Origin of the sequence: Burkholderia sp. MS455, assembly GCF_016899445.1 — a bacterium.
Classification (GTDB): Bacteria; Pseudomonadota; Gammaproteobacteria; order Burkholderiales; family Burkholderiaceae; genus Burkholderia; species Burkholderia pyrrocinia_C.
Map to the genome: position 1 here is coordinate 483,215 of NZ_CP041779.1, position 16,788 is coordinate 500,002.

At 65.5% G+C, this 16,788-nt stretch carries 14 protein-coding genes; 7 read left to right on the forward strand and 7 right to left on the reverse strand.

All coding sequences use genetic code 11. The features are described from left to right. Positions 1–30 precede the first annotated feature (30 nt). Entirely contained in the window at positions 31–1,329 is a 1,299-nt protein-coding gene (gene hemA, locus FPJ27_RS21375; protein WP_204425621.1) for a glutamyl-tRNA reductase, read from the reverse strand. A 26-nt stretch (positions 1,330–1,355) separates the two neighbouring features. Further along, positions 1,356–2,117 carry a response regulator transcription factor gene (locus tag FPJ27_RS21380; protein WP_072443013.1) on the reverse strand — a complete coding sequence of 254 codons (762 nt, stop codon included), beginning with the start codon at positions 2,115–2,117 and terminating at the stop codon, positions 1,356–1,358. Positions 2,118–2,288: 171 nt separating this feature from the next. Here FPJ27_RS21380 and FPJ27_RS21385 point away from each other — a divergent pair, with 171 nt between their 5' ends. From FPJ27_RS21385 to FPJ27_RS21400, 4 genes are read left to right on the forward strand one after another with little or no spacing between them, the layout of a single operon-like run. Further along, complete coding sequence (locus tag FPJ27_RS21385; RefSeq protein ID WP_204425623.1) at positions 2,289–2,543, forward strand: hypothetical protein; 255 nt, start codon at positions 2,289–2,291, stop codon at positions 2,541–2,543. Positions 2,544–2,561: 18 nt separating this feature from the next. Then, complete coding sequence (locus tag FPJ27_RS21390; protein WP_072443016.1) at positions 2,562–4,376, forward strand: aminopeptidase P family protein; 1,815 nt, start codon at positions 2,562–2,564, stop codon at positions 4,374–4,376. A 55-nt stretch (positions 4,377–4,431) separates the two neighbouring features. After that, the gene (locus tag FPJ27_RS21395; protein ID WP_072443018.1) at positions 4,432–4,983 is read left to right on the forward strand and encodes a cysteine hydrolase family protein; all 552 of its coding nucleotides are present in this window, start codon (positions 4,432–4,434) and stop codon (positions 4,981–4,983) included. Beyond that, positions 4,980–5,603: an HAD-IA family hydrolase gene (locus FPJ27_RS21400; RefSeq protein ID WP_204425625.1), complete on the forward strand. Its 624-nt coding sequence runs from the start codon at positions 4,980–4,982 to the stop codon at positions 5,601–5,603. Before FPJ27_RS21395 ends, FPJ27_RS21400 begins: the two co-directional genes overlap by 4 nt. 131 nt (positions 5,604–5,734) lie before the next feature. Here FPJ27_RS21400 and ettA read toward each other — a convergent pair whose 3' ends face one another. The 3 genes from ettA to gcvA form a co-directional block, all read right to left on the reverse strand. Beyond that, positions 5,735–7,402: an energy-dependent translational throttle protein EttA gene (gene ettA / locus FPJ27_RS21405; protein ID WP_072443022.1), complete on the reverse strand. Its 1,668-nt coding sequence runs from the start codon at positions 7,400–7,402 to the stop codon at positions 5,735–5,737. Between the two features lie 184 nt (positions 7,403–7,586). Further along, on the reverse strand, positions 7,587–7,895 hold the full coding sequence (locus FPJ27_RS21410) for a DUF3761 domain-containing protein (protein WP_204425627.1): 309 nt from the start codon (positions 7,893–7,895) through the stop codon (positions 7,587–7,589). Between the two features lie 102 nt (positions 7,896–7,997). Further along, on the reverse strand, positions 7,998–8,915 hold the full coding sequence (gene gcvA / locus FPJ27_RS21415) for a transcriptional regulator GcvA (protein ID WP_072443026.1): 918 nt from the start codon (positions 8,913–8,915) through the stop codon (positions 7,998–8,000). 193 nt (positions 8,916–9,108) lie between these two features. On the opposite strand from gcvA, the gene FPJ27_RS21420 reads away from it, so the two are divergent. The 3 genes from FPJ27_RS21420 to gabP all read left to right on the forward strand — a co-directional run bounded on the left by FPJ27_RS21420 (position 9,109) and on the right by gabP (position 12,604). After that, positions 9,109–10,374 carry an MFS transporter gene (locus FPJ27_RS21420; RefSeq protein ID WP_072443028.1) on the forward strand — a complete coding sequence of 422 codons (1,266 nt, stop codon included), beginning with the start codon at positions 9,109–9,111 and terminating at the stop codon, positions 10,372–10,374. 80 nt (positions 10,375–10,454) lie between these two features. Next, positions 10,455–10,799: an MmcQ/YjbR family DNA-binding protein gene (locus tag FPJ27_RS21425; protein ID WP_204425630.1), complete on the forward strand. Its 345-nt coding sequence runs from the start codon at positions 10,455–10,457 to the stop codon at positions 10,797–10,799. 413 nt (positions 10,800–11,212) lie between these two features. Continuing rightward, the gene (gene gabP, locus FPJ27_RS21430; protein WP_204425633.1) at positions 11,213–12,604 is read left to right on the forward strand and encodes a GABA permease; all 1,392 of its coding nucleotides are present in this window, start codon (positions 11,213–11,215) and stop codon (positions 12,602–12,604) included. 350 nt (positions 12,605–12,954) lie between these two features. Here the strand turns inward: gabP and FPJ27_RS21435 are convergent, their stop codons facing one another. Next, on the reverse strand, positions 12,955–13,665 hold the full coding sequence (locus FPJ27_RS21435; protein ID WP_204425635.1) for a SprT family zinc-dependent metalloprotease: 711 nt from the start codon (positions 13,663–13,665) through the stop codon (positions 12,955–12,957). Beyond that, the gene (locus FPJ27_RS21440; RefSeq protein ID WP_204425637.1) at positions 13,665–16,787 is read right to left on the reverse strand and encodes a type I restriction endonuclease subunit R; all 3,123 of its coding nucleotides are present in this window, start codon (positions 16,785–16,787) and stop codon (positions 13,665–13,667) included. Before FPJ27_RS21440 ends, FPJ27_RS21435 begins: the two co-directional genes overlap by 1 nt. Between the last annotated feature and the right edge of the window lies 1 nt (position 16,788).

A 16,788-nucleotide genomic window follows, 5' to 3' on the forward strand; every position in this document is an offset into this window, starting at 1 on the left:
CGCGGCCGGCGGCAGGGCGACCGGCCGGCGCTAGTGGCCGGACTGGTCGTTCGACCGCGGCGCGTGCTGGTAGAAGCCGCGCATCAGGTCGATCAGCGAATCGCGATCGGCGCCGTTCACGCGGTTGAGCGCGCTCGTCGGGCCGTGGATCAGCTTGTTGGTCAGCGCCTGCGACAGCGCTTCGAGCACGGCGGCCGGATCGTCGCCGCGCGCGAGCAGCTTCTGCGCCTTGTCGACTTCGGCACGGCGCAGCGCGTCGGCCTGCGTATGCATGTGACGAATCACGGGCACGACGCTGCGCGTGTCGAGCCATTGCATGAAATTCTGCACGCGCGTCTCGATGATCGCTTCTGCCTGCGCGACCGCCGCCTGGCGCGATGCGTTGCCTTCGCGCACGATCGCACCGAGATCGTCGACGGTGTAGAGGAACACGTCCTTCAGCTTGCCGACTTCGGGCTCGATGTCGCGCGGCACCGCGAGATCGACCATGAAGATCGGCCGGTGGCGGCGCGCCTTCACCGCGCGCTCGACCGCGCCGAGGCCGATGATCGGCAGCGTCGACGCCGTGCACGACACGATGATGTCGAATTCCTGCATGCGGGCCGGCAGATCAGCGAGCGGCATCGCGCGGCCGTTGAAGCGTTCGGCGAGCCGTTGGCCGCGTTCGGCCGTGCGGTTCGCGACGACGAGTTCGCGCGGGCTTTGCGCGGCGAAGTGCGTCGCGCACAGCTCGATCATCTCTCCGGCGCCGATGAACAGCACGCGCTGATCCGATACCTTTTCGAAGATCCGCTGTGCGAGGCGGACCGCGGCGGCGGCCATCGACACCGATTGCGTGCCGATCTCGGTCGTGCCGCGTACTTCCTTCGCTACCGCGAACGTGCGCTGGAACAGCTGGTTCAGATAGGTGCCGAGCGCGCCGGCTTCCGTCGCGGTGCGCACGGCGTCCTTCATCTGGCCCAGAATCTGCGTTTCGCCAAGCACCATCGAATCGAGGCCGGATGCGACGCGGAATGCATGGCGGACCGCTTCCGACTGAGGCAGCGCATAAACATGCGGGGCGAACTCGTCGACCGGAATCCGGTGATACTCCGACAGCCAGCGGAGCGCGCCTTCACGTGCCGCGCGATCGTCGGTCGCGCAATACAGTTCGGTGCGGTTGCAGGTGGAGAGGATCGCCGCTTCGGGCGTATTGGGCGCCTGGGGCCCGAGAAACACGTTCTTGAACGTGACGAGAGCCGGCTTGATCTGCTCGAGCGGAAACGCCACGCGTTCGCGCAGGGCGACAGGCGCAGTGTGGTGATTGATTCCGATCGTGAGGAGTTGCATATCGAGGGCTATCGTTTAGCCCCATATTATAGCGTTTCAGCGATTTCCTCACTCGCCGCATACCGGGCATCGGCGTGGCGCGGCCGGGAATTGGGGGGCTCGATCGGCACGCGGTCGAGCTGGTAGCCATAGCCGTAGAGCGGCAACAGGCGGTAGCCATGCTCCGGAAGCAGCTGTAACTTGCTGCGCAGCCGGGACGCATGCGTATCGAGCGTGCGCGACTTCATGTCGCGGCGGCGGGCCCACACCGTTTCGAGGATATGGGCGCGCGACACGGGCCGCGACAGGTTCGCGAACAGCAACTGCGCGAAGCGGAACTCCTTGGGCGTGAGGGAAACGATTGCGTTGCCGAAGCGCACAAGGCAATGCGTGGCGTCGAATGCGTATTCGCCATACATTTCGCGCGAGCGGGTCGGCGGCCGGCGCACGCCGGCGCGCCGGCTCAGCGCGTTGACGCGCGCGAGCAGTTCGGGCCCGCTCACGGGGCGCACGAGGCAATCGTCGGCGCCCGCGTGCAGGCACGATACGATTTCGCTTTCGCGCGGCAACTGCATCACGGCGATGGCCGGCAGCCCGGGCAGGATCGTCTGCGCGCGCGGTATGACTTCCTCGGCAGGCTGGTCGCCGGCCCAGTTGCCGGTGATCAGCATGTCGCAGGTGTCGGTGGCGAGCCATTCGAAGAACGCCGTGCTGGACGAAAACGCGTGGCACACATGACCGCCTGCAAAGAGCAGGCGGTTCAGGAGCGCGGCATGACGCGCCTCCGGATCGATCAGAGCGATTCGCATGAGAGTTTCTTCAATACGGTAGCCGGTGCGCGCTTGCCATAACGTCGAGTCGGCCCCTACACTCGAACGTTCGCGGCGCCCGGCTGGTCTCGGGTTCGATGGATGAATCGATGCTAGCCGCTGGCAACGTTCACGCCTATGGGACGAATCCGAATTTATAGAAGGCGTCGAATGAACTGGTTTGGAATCCTTGTCCTGGGAGCGGCCATCGGGCTGTTCGGCCGATGGCTGCACCCGATGCGGCGCACGGGCCGGCCGGCGTGGTGGGTCGCGGTACTCGTCGGCATCGTGGGTGCGGCTGCCGCCCGCATGGCCGGCAATCTCTCGGGACTGTTTTACGATGGCGAGACGCTCGAATGGCCGGTCTGCACCGGCGTCGCGTTCCTTGCCGTAGCCGTGACGGTCGCGCTGTCGGCCCGTCGCTGAATGCTCTCAGGTGAAATCATGAATGCCCGTCTTCCCGAAGTCTCGTCGGTGCCGGCCCGCCTCGCGCTGCTGCGCGGCGCCATGGCCCGCGAGGACCTGGCCGCCTATCTCGTGCCGTCCGCCGATCCCCATCTGTCCGAATACCTGCCCGAGCGCTGGCAGGCCCGCCGCTGGCTGTCCGGCTTCACGGGCTCGGTCGGCACGCTGGTCGTGACCGCGGATTTCGCGGGGCTGTGGGTCGACAGCCGCTACTGGGTGCAGGCCGATGCCGAACTGGCCGGCACGGGCGTGCAGTTGATGAAGATGACGGGCGGGCAGCAGAGCGCGCCGCACGTCGACTGGCTCGCGCAGAACGTGGCGGCGGGCGCGACGGTCGGCGTCGACGGCGCCGTGCTCGGCGTCGCGGCCGCGCGCGGGCTGACGGCCGCGCTGAGCGCGCGCGGCATTGCGCTGCGCACCGATCTCGACCTGCTCGACGCGATCTGGCCCGAGCGGCCGGGGCTGCCCGATGACGCGGTGTTCGAGCACGCGGCGCCGCAGGCGGACACGACGCGCGCGAGCAAGCTGGCGGAAGTGCGCCGCGCGATGCACGCGCAGGGCGCGCAGTGGCATTTCGTGTCGACGCTCGACGATCTGGCCTGGCTGTTCAACCTGCGCGGCGCCGACGTCAACTTCAATCCCGTGTTCGTTGCGCACGCAATGATCGGCGCCGATCGCGCGACACTGTTCGTCGCCGACGGCAAGGTGTCGCCGGCGCTGGCCGCGTCGCTCGCGCAGGACGGCGTCGACGTCCGTGCATATGATGCCGCGCGCGCATCGCTCGCGGCATTGCCCGACGGTGCGACGCTGCTGGTTGACCCGCGCCGCGTGACGTTCGGCACGCTCGAGGCCGTGCCGGCCGGCGTGAAGCTCGTCGAGGCCGTGAATCCGTCGACGTTCGCGAAGTCGCGCAAGACGTCCGCCGAGATCGAGCACGTGCGCGTGACGATGGAGCACGACGGCGCCGCGCTCGCGGAATTCTTCGCCTGGTTCGAGCAGGCAGTGAACCGCGAGACGATCACCGAACTGACGATCGAGGAGAAACTCACGGCCGCGCGCGCACGGCGCCCCGGCTATGTGTCGCCGAGCTTCGCGACGATCGCCGGCTTCAACGCGAACGGCGCGATGCCGCATTACCATGCAACGCCCGAGTCGCACGCGACGATCGCCGGCGACGGCCTGCTGCTGATCGATTCGGGCGGCCAGTACGTGACGGGCACGACCGACATCACGCGCGTCGTGCCGGTCGGCACCGTCGGCGACCTGCAGCGGCGCGATTTCACGATCGTGCTGAAATCGATGATGGCGCTGTCGCGCGCACGCTTCCCGCGCGGCATCCGCTCGCCGATGCTCGACGCGATCGCGCGCGCGCCGATGTGGGCGGCCGGGCTCGACTACGGCCACGGCACGGGGCATGGCGTCGGCTATTTCCTGAACGTGCACGAGGGCCCGCAGGTCATCTCGCACTACGCGCCGGCCGAGCCGTACACGGCGATGGAAGAGGGGATGATCACGTCGATCGAGCCGGGCGTGTACCGCCCCGGCCAGTGGGGCATCCGGATCGAGAACCTGGTCGTGAACCGCGCGGCCGGGAAGACCGAGTTCGGCGATTTCCTCGCGTTCGAGACGCTGACGCTGTGCCCGATCGACACGCGCTGCGTGCTGATCGAGATGCTGCACGACGAAGAGCGCGCGTGGCTGAACACGTATCACGCGACGGTGCGCGAGCGCGTCGGCCGGCACCTGAGCGGCGACGCGAAGGCATGGCTCGACGCGCGCACGCAGCCGATCTGACGCGGCGTGCGATAACGGCCGGGCGGCGGCCGAACCACAACAGCGAGGGTAAAACATGGCGGACACCGCAGTGATCGTGGTCGACATGCAGCGCGGGCTGGTGGAGCGGGCACAGCCCGCGTACCGGCTCGACGACGTGGTGTCGGGCATCAACCGGTTGACGGCGGCGGCACGCGCGGCGAATGCGCCCGTGTGCTTCGTGCAGCACGACGGCGACGCGGACGACGACATCGTGCCCGGCACGCCGGGCTGGGAGCTGCATGCGGGGCTGGTCGTCGGGAGCGACGACTGGCGCGTGCGCAAGCAGGTGAGCGACTCGTTCCACGACACGCCGCTCGCGGCGCAGCTCGACCGCCACGGCATCCGTTCGGTGCTGATCTGCGGCTATGCGACCGAGTTCTGCGTCGATTCGGCCGCGCGCCGTGCGGCACTGCTCGGCTACCGGACGACCGTCGTGTCCGACCTGCATACGACGAACGAGCGCGCGCACCTGTCGGCCGCGCAGATCGTCGCGCATCATCACTTCGTCTGGGCAAACAATTCGCTGTCGGGCAACGCGGTCACGCCGCGTCCTCTCGCCGACGTGCTCGCCGCGGAGTTCGCATGACGATCAAGGCCGTGGTGTTCGATTTCGGCGGCGTGCTGATCGACTGGAGCCCCGACTACCTTTACCGGCAACTGATTCCCGACGAGGACGAGCGACGCTGGTTCCTCACGCATGTCTGCGCGATGGACTGGGTGATTCGCCAGGACGGCGGGCAGACGATCGAGGAAGGTACGGCCGAGCTCGTCGCGAAGTTTCCGGAGCACGACGCGCTGATCCGCGCGTTCTACGCACGCTGGTACGAGATGATCGGCGGCGTGCTCGACGAAGGCGCCGCGCTCGTCGACCGGCTCGACGCGCAGGGGATGCCGCTGTTCGGGCTGACGAACTGGTCCGCGCAGACGTTTCCGTATGCGTGGGACAACTTCCCGGTCCTGCGGCGCTTCAAGGACATCGTCGTGTCGGGCCGCGTGAAGCTCGTGAAACCCGATCCGGCGATCTACCGCGAGATGCACGCGCGGATCGATCCGCACCTGCCGGGCATCGCGCCGCATGAGCTCGTGTTCATCGACGACAACGCGAAGAACGCCGCGGCCGCGACGGCGCTCGGCTGGCACGGCATTCATCACACGAGCGCGGCGCAGACCGAGGCGCGGTTGCGCGAGCTGGGCGCGCTCGCGTAGGCGGCGGGCGGGCGCCCGGCAGATAAAAAAAGCGGGCCACGGGCCCGCTTTGTCGTTTTGCCTCCTGGAGCGGCCACCTACGGCATCCGGCCCCGCGTTGCCGCAGTGCCGGGCCCCCGGGGCCGCGCCGGTCAGCGGCTGATCGGCTTGTAGCGCAGTCGGTGCGGCTTCGCGGCTTCCTCGCCGAGGCGCGCGCGCTTGTCGGCTTCGTACTCCTGGTAGTTGCCGTCGAAGAACGTGACCTGCGAATCGCCTTCGAACGCGAGGATGTGCGTCGCGATCCGGTCGAGGAACCAGCGATCGTGCGAGATCACCATCACCGAGCCCGCGAATTCGAGCAGCGCGTCTTCCAGCGCGCGCAGCGTTTCGACGTCGAGGTCGTTCGACGGTTCGTCGAGCAGCAGCACGTTGCCGCCCGAGATCAGCGTCTTCGCGAGGTGCAGGCGGCCGCGTTCGCCGCCGGACAGGTTGCCGACGATCTTCTGCTGGTCGCCGCCCTTGAAGTTGAAGCGGCCGATGTACGCGCGCGACGGCGTCTCGTACTTGCCGACCGTCAGCACGTCGGCGCCGCCCGAGATTTCCTCGAACACCGTCTTCGAGCCGTCGAGCGCATCGCGGCTCTGGTCGACATATGCGAGCTTCACCGTCGGGCCCATCACGACCTCGCCCGAATCCGGCTGCTCCTTGCCCGTCAGCATCCGGAACAGTGTCGACTTGCCGGCGCCGTTCGGGCCGATGATGCCGACGATCGCACCGGCCGGGATCTTCAGGTTCAGGTTGTCGATCAGCAGGCGGTCGCCGAACGCCTTGCTGACGTTCTTGAACTCGATCACTTCATTGCCGAGGCGGTCGCCGACCGGAATGAAGATTTCCTGCGTCTCGTTGCGCTTCTGGTATTCCTGGCTGTTCAGCTCCTCGAAGCGTGCGATACGTGCCTTCGACTTCGCCTGACGGCCCTTCGGGTTCTGGCGCACCCACTCCAGTTCCTTCTTGATCGCCTTCTGGCGAGCCGATTCCGACGCTTCTTCCTGCTTCAGGCGCTCTTCCTTCTGGTCGAGCCAGCTGCTGTAGTTGCCCTTCCACGGAATGCCGTGGCCGCGGTCGAGTTCGAGAATCCACTCGGCCGCGTTGTCGAGGAAGTAGCGATCGTGCGTGACGGCAACGACGGTGCCCGGGAAGCGCACCAGGAACTGTTCGAGCCAGTCGACCGATTCGGCGTCGAGGTGGTTGGTCGGTTCGTCGAGCAGCAGCATGTCGGGCTTTTCGAGCAGCAGCTTGCACAGCGCGACGCGGCGCTTTTCGCCGCCCGACAGGTGCTCGATCTTCGCGTCCCACGCCGGCAGGCGCAGCGCGTCGGCGGCCACTTCAAGCTGCTGCTCGGGGCTGCCGCCGTCGCTCGACGCGAGGATCGCCTCGTACTTCGCCTGTTCGGCCGCGAGCGCGTCGAAGTCGGCGTCCGGCTCGGCATACGCCGCGTAGATCTCTTCGAGCTTCTTGTTGGCCTGGAACAGGTCGCCGAGGCCTTCCTCGACGGCTTCGCGCACGGTCTTCGTCGGGTCGAGCTGCGGTTCCTGCGGCAGGTAGCCGATGTTCAGGTTCGGCATCGGCGTCGCTTCGCCTTCGATGTCCTTGTCGACGCCCGCCATGATGCGGATCAGCGTCGACTTGCCCGAGCCGTTCAGGCCGAGCACGCCGATCTTCGCGCCCGGAAAGAACGACAGCGAGATGTCCTTCAGGATCTGGCGCTTGGGCGGCACGATCTTGCCGACCCGGTTCATCGTGAAAACGTATTGGGCCATTTGGGTGTGAAAGTCAGAAGTTGAGACGGCCGCGCAGCGCGCTGGCATGGCGGCGTCGGGTGATTCGGTACGGAGCGTGCCGCGCAAGGCGCGGCGGCGTCGCCGTGTGGCGGCGGCGCGAGCGGCTATTGTACTTCGCCGCCGGGTGTCGCTGGCACGACGCAGGCATTCTGGCGCGCGGCGTTCATAGCCACGCGGCGACGCCGCCGTGCCCCGAGCACGTGCCGCGCCGGTGGCGGCTGAAGCTGTACGTGCCGTCGCGGCAGCGCGCGCTTGCGCCGTCGGGCACGCGGCCCGATTTCGAATGTGCGGGCGCATGCACGGTTTCGCCGTCGCGGTTGTGATACGTGTCGTGACGGTCGAGATCGGCTTCGTTGCCGTAGCCGGGCGGTGCGCGGTACGCATATGCGGAAGGAGGCAGGGCGGCGCACGCAACGAGGAGCGCGATCGACAGCGTCGCGACGTGCGTCGCTCGGCGGGGCAGGGCAGGCATGGTCTCTCTCGGTCTGTTGTTATCGATGTCGGGCCGATGGCCCGCGCCGCATGTTAGCTGATCGGCCATGGATCGGCGCCGGCGCCTCGCGGTCGAGCGACGTCAAGCCGTGCCGGACATCGATGCCGCGCCGTCGGCCTGCGCGGCGTCGAGAATCCACCGGCGGAACGCGGCGACCTTCGGCCGTTCCGCGTGATGCGGCGGATAGACGAGGTAGTACGCGAAATCGTCGAGCCACGCGACGTCGGCGAGCTGCACGAGCCGGCCGCTTTCGAGCTCGCCGCGCACCATCGCGGCCGGCAGCAGCCCGGCGCCCTGGCCGGCGACGATCGCCTGCAGCAACAGGCCGGAGTCGTCGAACGCGGGGCCGCGGGGCGGGCCGAAATCGTCGATACGCTGCGCGCCGAACCAGATGTGCCAGCCCTTGCGCTCGGCATCGTGCAGGTGCGGCCAGCCGACGAGATCGGCCGGTGTCGCCGGCATGCCGAGCCGCGCGACGAGTTCGGGCGACGCGAGCGCGACGATTTCCACCGTCAGCAGGCGCTCGCTGCACAGCCCGATGTAGCGCCCGAGGCCGTGACGGATCGCGACGTCGACGCCGTCGCGGGCGAAATCGGCGAGTGCATGGCTCGTGACGATCTGCAGGTCGACGTCCGGGCACGCGTGCCGGAACTGCGCGAGGCGCGGCACGAGCCACGCGGACGCGAAGAACGGCGTGACGCTCACCGTCAGCACGCCGCTGTCGGCGGCGCCCGACACGCGCTGCGACGCATCGGCGATCTGCCGGAACGCATTGCGCACCGGCGGCAGGTAGTCGCGGCCGGCGGCCGTCAGCAGGATGCCGCGGTTGACGCGCTCGAACAGCTGCACGCCGAGATGCGTCTCGAGCGTGCGGATCATCTGGCTCACCGCGCCGGGCGTGACCGACAACTCCTCGGCCGCCGACTTCACCGACAGGTGGCGGGCGGCCGCTTCGAATGCACGCAGCGCGTTGAGCGGCGGCAGGCGGGAACGATTCATTCAGATTTTCTAAAGCGAAAGGCCGACGAAATATCGTTTGAGACGACGCGTACGCGCGAGTACCGTTGTCGCATCGGATCGCATTCTTCAGGGCTGCCTTGCGGCGGCCGATGCGATCAACATAGTTCAACTATATCCATGAGGCAATCCGGACGCCGCGCGGCGTCCGAAGGGACCTGAGAGGAGCATCGTCATGAACCGCCCGGGCGCATCGCGCCACTTCTACGGCTGGTACGTGGTCGCGGCCGCGTTCGCCGTCACGTTCGTCGGGTTCGGCAGCGCGTATACGTTCAGCGCGTTCGTCGAGTCGCTGCAGCGCGATTTCGCCGCATCGCGCGGGCAGATCTCGCTCGTGTTCTCGCTCGCCGGCTTCCTGTATTTCGGCTTCGGTATCGTCAGCGGGCCGCTGGCGGATCGCTTCGGCTCGCGGCGGCTCGCCGTCGCCGGCATGCTGCTGACGGGGGCGGGGCTCGCCGCCGCCGGCGCCGCGCACACGCTGCTGCAGGTCTATGTCGCGTACGGGCTCGGTGTCGGTCTCGGCGTCGGCTGCGCCTATGTGCCGGCCGTCGGCGCGGTGCAGCGCTGGTTCGTCCGCCGGCGCGGCTTCGCGTCGGGGCTCGCGGTCGCGGGGATCGGCGTCGGCACGCTCGTGATGCCGCCGCTCGCGTCCGCGCTGATCGCGCATGTCGGCTGGCGCGGGGCTTATTTCACGCTGGCAGCGCTCGCGGTGGTCCTGGGGGCAGGCATGTCGCTGCTGATCGAGAACGATCCGCGCGGCCGCGGGTTGTTGCCGGATGGCGATGCGGCCGGCGGCGGCGGCCGGAATACCAGTGCTTCCGTAGCCGCCACGACCGTGCACGCTGGCGCGACGGTGCGCGAGGCCGTCACGTCGCGGCCGTTCGCGAGCCTCTACGCCGCCTGTCTCGTATGCTCGTTCGGCGTATTCGTCCCGTTCGTCCACCTCGTGCCGTATGCGCTCGATCATGGCGTCGCGCCATCGACGGCCGTGCTGCTGCTCGGCGCGATCGGCGTCGGCAGCACGGCCGGCCGCTTTTTCCTCGGCGGCATCGCCGACCGCTTCGGCCGCCGCGTATCGCTGCTCGCGATGTTCGCGGGCATGGCCGTCGCGCTCATTGCGTGGGCGGGCGCCGGCACCGTTGCGACGCTTGCCGCGTTCGCACTCGTGTTCGGCGTGTTCTACGGCGGTTGGGTCGCCGTGTTGCCGGCGGTCGTGATGGACTATTTCGGCGGACGCAACGTGAGCGCGATCATCGGCATCCTGTACACGAGCGTCGCGTTCGGCACGCTGATCGGGCCAGCCGCCGCCGGCTTCATCTACGACGCGGGGGGCGGCTATCTCGTGCCGATCCTCGCGAGCGCCGTCGCCAATGCGATCGCGTTCGCCATCGTCGCGACCACCGGACGTGCGCCGGTGTCCGCGCGCGCGGCCGGCGGATAGCGCACGCCGCTGGGCGTGCCGCGCGATTTCCGATAGGGTGGCCGGACCGTCAACCGTCGACCAACGGTCGGGGAGGCATCGTGACATTCGACGAAGTCCGGCAGATCGCGCTGGCGTGGCGCGGCGTCGAGGAAGGCACGTCGTACGGCACGCCCGCACTCAAGGTGAAGGGCAAGCTGCTCGCGCGGCTGCGCGAGGACGGCGACACGCTCGTCGTGAAGGGCGTCGGCCCCGACGAACGCGCGTGGCTGATCGAATCGGAACCCGACGTGTATTACGTGACCGATCACTACGCGGGCTGGCCGATCGTGCTGGTGCGCCTGTCGGCCGCGCATCCCGACGCCGTGAAAAACATGCTTCTGCGGGAATGGCACGCCATCGTGCCTGCCAAATGGCGTGACGAAGCCGCGCGCGGCCGGAACTGAGCGTCCGGCGCGCCACACTGCCGGATTGCCTTTGACGGAAGCGCCCTGACGGCGCCGAGCCGGCGCCGACCGGACCACTTGTTGCATCGGTTCGCATCGATGCAACAAGTGGTCCCATCGAAATTCTTCAATTGGTTCTTAGTGAAGAACCGTTTGATGCTTACACTCCTTCGCTTCGAAGGCGGCTGACGAAAGCCGACGGAACGGGCGCACGCGATGCGCCGGCGCCTCGTGCGCCGCATCGCCCACGCAGCTTCGCAGACTGCGCGGCGTACCGACCCGAACGGCCCCATCCGGCCCCATGCCCGCGTGCGATGCGTGCGCGGTCGCAGCCGGATTCAAGAACGACAACTCCCCGCGCCGCCTTCACGCGACACCCGGTCGTATCGGAACCGTTTTTTGGAGAGAGACAGATGAGTGGAAGCAACACAGGCCTCGGCACGGGCCTGAAGCAGCGTCACGTGACGATGATGTCGATTGCCGGCGTCATCGGCGCCGGTTTGTTCGTCGGCTCCGGCCACGCGATCGCGGAAGCCGGTCCGGCGTCGATACTCGCGTATGCGATCGCGGGTGTGCTGGTCGTCCTGGTGATGCGCATGCTCGGCGAGATGGCCGTCGCGCATCCGGACAGCGGCTCGTTCTCGACCTATGCCGATCGCGCGATCGGCCACTGGGCCGGCTTCTCGATCGGCTGGCTGTACTGGTGGTTCTGGGTGCTCGTGATCCCGATCGAGGCAACGGCTGCGGCAACCATCCTCAATGCATGGTTCCCGGGCATCGCGACCTGGATCTTCGCGCTCGGCATCACGCTGCTGCTCACCGTCACCAACCTCTTTTCCGTCAAGAACTACGGCGAATTCGAATTCTGGTTCGCGCTGATCAAGGTCGTCGCAATCGTCGTGTTCCTGTGCATCGGCGGCGCGGCAATCGTCGGGATCATACCGGCGCCGGCCGTATCGGGCGTGTCGAACCTGTTCGCGCATCAGGGCTTCATGCCGAACGGCGCCGGTGCGGTGCTGGCGGCGATGCTGACGACGATGTTCTCGTTCCTCGGCACCGAGATCGTGACGATCGCGGCCGCCGAATCGGACAATCCGCAGCGCCAGATCGTGCGTGCGACCAACTCGGTGATCTGGCGCATCACGCTGTTCTATCTCGGCTCGATTCTCGTCGTCGCGGCCATCGTGCCGTGGAACGACCCGCTGCTGCCGAAGCACGGCTCGTATCAGCGCGCGATGGAGCTGATCGGCATCCCGAACGCGAAGGCGATCATCGACGTGATCGTGCTCGTATCGGTCGCGAGCTGCCTGAATTCGGCGCTGTACACGGCGTCGCGGATGCTGTTCTCGCTGTCGAAGCGCAAGGACGCGCCTGCGTTCCTGCATCGCACCGATTCGACCGGCACGCCGCGTGCGGCCGTGCTCGCGTCGACGGCATTCGGCTTCGTGACCGTGATCGCGAACTACCTGATGCCGGAGCAGGTGTTCGGCTTCCTGCTCGCGACGTCGGGCGCGATCGCGCTGCTCGTGTATCTCGTGATCGCGATCTCGCAGTTGCGGATGCGCAAGACGCTCGAATCGGGCGGCGCCGACCTGACGCTGCGGATGTGGATGTTCCCGTGGCTCACGTGGGCCGTGATCCTGTTCATCTGCGGCACGCTGACCGTGATGTTCGTGAGCGAGGAGCACCGGATGGAAGTCGGTGCGACGGCCGTGCTGGCGTTGATCGTGCTGTTTGCGTCGTGGCTGAACAAGCGCGGCCGCGATGCGCAGGCGAGCGCGGGGCGGCGGGTGTCGGCGACGTGATGCAGTGATGTGACGGCGTGGCGGCGGGCGTAAGCGTTCTGCGCCGGCTGACAGAGTGGCTCCTGCAATTAAACAGGGCCAGACCGACATTTGCCGGTCTGGCCTTTGTTTTTTCCAGCGGGTAGGCGGCCGCGGATAAGCAATATGTATGGACTGCGGCATCAATATGCACAGACGCGCTATGAGGCCTTGACCGGCTGGGAAGCACCCGCAGCCGGAGGAGTTCGTTATTCGGGCATGTCCGCTGATCAGCGCCTCTACAAGATCAACAAGTTCGATAGCGCATCAGTCTTGAACTAGGACATAAGAGGATCGGTGTAGTCTCGATTTATCTGGGCTGATAGCAATACTCAAACTGCCTGTCCCAGGGGGAGCGCGTTCAGTTCCGCACGAGCATCCCGCCAGGCGGGATAGTGATGATCGAGCAAGGCGATGAAATGCTCATTGTGCGTCGGCTCGACCAGATGGATCATCTCGTGCACGATCACATATTCGAGCAAGTCACGAGGCTTCTTGACCAGTTCCGTATTGAGCCGAATATGAGCCCGCCGGTGATTGCAACTGCCCCATTTGGTTTTCATTCGCTGTAGAAAATATCCTTCAACTTTCACGCCGATACGTCGTTCCCAATGCGCGATCAAAGCTGGAATCGCTTCATGCAACAAGGATCGTTGCCAACGTTGATAGATAGCTTCGCGCCTGCCTGCATCGGCTCCAGGACGAACGTTCAGTGTGATGCGTCGGTGATCCATCTTCACGATAGGCGGAGCATCGCGCTCCACCACTGTGAGCAGATAGCGGCGTCCCCAGATGTAATGGCTTTCCCTGGTAATAAATCGACGAGGCGTTTCGCGTGCCTGTGCCAGCAATTGCGCCTGTTGCTGGCGAATCCAGCGTAATTTGGAAACGGCATAGGCACGCGCCACTTCCAGCCGTGTACCTGTTGGCGCTACCAGCGTCACCTTACCCTCGGGCGGATGCACGGAAAGATGAACATTCTTCACGGCCTTGAATGTGACGGTGATGTCCAGTTCCCCCAGGCGTATGTGCGTCTGTGCCATCAATAGCCCGGCTGATTTTTTAGCAGATCAAACAGCTTGAGCGTGGCCTCGCGGTTGCGGCCTGTCAGTGGGTACAGGATGTTCTGAACAATGCGTTCTTTGGCTTCGTCGCCGCGCCATCCCGCCGGGGCTTCGTCACGCATCAGGCGGTCGATCTTCAGTGCCAAAAAGGCCAACGGGTCACCGTAATCCGCCTCCGGCTCTTTGACGATGCTATCCCCAGGCTGGGCGTCATCGGAAATGATGTCTGGCAGGTTGCGATAAATCACCAGCGCACTGGTATTGTCGCGCAGGATGGCGGGTTCATCACTGTCGTGCTGTTTCTCGTGCACCTTCTTCACCAGGGCTTCTGCATTACGCAGGAATGCTTCGTAGGCTTCGGTGCTTTCGCGGCTTTGCTGGATCAGGTCATCAAGCAGCTTGGACATCTGTTCGTAAAAGCGCGGATCGGTCAGGCGGTCACGGATGATGGTCTTGCGGACGTTATTGATGATGGTTTCCGCAATGGCGTTTTTCGACAGCTTGCCCTTCTCATTGAGCTTTTTGGCGATGGCGTCGTGGATGCCGGTCTCGATGATCAACTCGGTCAGCGACAGTTCGGCCAGTTCACCCAAGCCTTTCACCCGCTCGGCCTGGATATAGGTGTTGATGAGGTGGCGCATGTCAGCCTCGTAGGGCTTGATGTCCAGTTCTTCGCCGCTGTAGTGCTTGATGGCCGAACGCACCTCGGCATAGAACTCGGTTTCCCGCCGCAAGGTATCTGCTTCGCTATCGGCGTAACCCGCCTCGGCCAGGTTTTGGGCGATGGCCGCGAAGGCACGCAGGTAGGTCGCCACCGCCTTGTAAAAGGTAATGCGCAGCGCCTCGCTTTCCAGCAGTGCCTCTGGATCACCGGCATGGCCGCAGAAATAGTGGATGAAATGCTCCAGGTCACGCGGCTGCAGAACCGGCTCGCACAGGTAATGCAGCGCTTCCCGGGCCTCGTCCAGTTGCTTGCGGCCTTCTTCCAGCCAGTTCTTCAGATGAACGTTGTTGTCGCCACCGTTGCCCGCGTCGATGTCCAACTCGTCGGAGCTGTACACCGCAATGGCCTGCTGCACGTCACCGAACAGTTCCTTGTAATCGACGATATGGCCATAGTCCTTGTCGTCACCATCGAGCCGGTTGGTACGGCAGATGGCCTGGAACAGGTTGTGGTCGTGCAGTTCGTTGTCTAGGTAGATGTAGGTGCAACTGGGCGCGTCGAAGCCGGTGAGCAGCTTGCTGACCACGATCAGCAGCTTCGTGCTGGCTGGTTCCTCGATGAAGCGGCGCTTGGTTTCGTCCTCGTACTGTTTGGTGGTCTGGCCGTTGCGTAGCACGTACTGCTTGTAGGTGTCGTACTTGTAGCGTTCGTCGCTGCCGGAGGATTCCTTCGAGATGGCCGCCGGGTTGGGTTCGTACGAGGTGATGACGCCCACATGGGGGCCAAAATGGGTGTTCTGGAACAGCCGGAAGTAATGGCAGGCATCGTAGATTGAGGCAGCCACCAGAATCGCCGTGCCACGATCATTGTCCAGGCGGGGCTTGAGGCTGAAATCTTCGATGATGTTGGCGACGATGCGGTCCTTGCGCTCTTTGGCGCTCATCAACTCCTCCATCGTTGCCCAGCGCTTGCGCAAGATGGATTTCTGGAAGTTGTTCAGCCCGCGCGTTTTCTTCTCGAACCAGGCGTCGATGGCCTCGCGTGAGGTCAACCGCTGCGGCACGTCGCGCGCCTCGTATTTCAGATCCAGTACCACTCTGTCAGCCACCGCTTCGTGGAACTTGTAGGTGTGGATATAGGTGCCGAACACATCCCGGGTGGTTTGCCTGTCCTTGCGCAGCAGCGGTGTGCCAGTGAAACCGATGAAAATCGCATCGGCCAGCCAGCGCTTCATCTGCTTGTTCATGTTGCCGCCCTGGGTGCGGTGGCACTCGTCCACGAATACGTAGAAGCGTCCGTGAATTGGCGGCGGCTCGCCCTTGAGGTCGGCGGCATCGAACTTGTGGATCAACGCACACAGTAGGCGCGGCGTGGTGGCGCCGAGTTTCTGCACAAAGTCCGCCCGCGAGGTGATGCGCGGTGAAGGGGACTCCTCGCCGATCACCCCGGCGTTGCGCATCACACCTTCAATCTGCTTGTCCAGTTCGTCGCGGTCGGTCACCACCAGCACCCGCGCCTGCGGGTCATGTTCCAGCAGCCACTTGGCCAGCAGTACCATCAGGATGCTTTTTCCGCTGCCCTGAGTGTGCCAGATCACGCCGCCCTCGCGTTTGGCAATGCGCTCCTGAGCGGCCTTGATGCCCTGGTACTGGTGCTGCCGGGGTACCTTCTTGAAGCCCGCGTCGAAGATCACGAAGTTGCGAATCACGTTCAGCAACCGCGCCTTGCCGCATATCTGTGCCAACGGGCGATCCAGCAAGGCACCTTCGGTGGCCGTGGCTTGTGGTTCCTCGTCCTTCCACTGCACGAAGAACTGCTCCGGTGTGCCAGTGGTGCCGTAGCGCAGGCCCTGCGCATCGCTGCCCGCCAGCAGTAACTGCACCGTGCTGAAGAAGCCCTGGTTGAAGGCTTCCTCCTGATTGCTTATGAGCTGGCGGATGCCATCGCCCACATCCACCGAACTGCGTTTGAGTTCAATCACTGCCATTGCCAGGCCATTGATGTACAACACGATATCCGGCCGGCGGGTGTTCTCGCCCTTTAGTGTCACTTCTTCAGCCAGCGCGAAATGATTGCGCTCGGGTTGTACCCAGTCGATCAACTGCACCGTCTCGTGCGACTGTCCCGCCGCGATCTGCACCGGTACGCCATAGCGCAGCAGCTGGTAGGTGCGCAGGTTGGCCTGATAGGGCGTGATGCCAGTGACATCCGCCGCGACTTCCAGTTTCTGCAAGGCGGCGCTGATGTGGGCAGGCGAATAGCCGCGTGCGGCCAGATTGGCGCGCAGCAGGTCGACTTCAATGGCGCGGTTGTTGTCGCGTTTGCTCCAGTTGCCCAGGTGTTCGTAGCCCTTGCCGCTATCGGCCAGCGGGGTAGTAAACAGCCGCGCCACGCGGTTCTGTGAGTTGCGCTCGGAGCGCGGCAGGGGTTGGCTCATC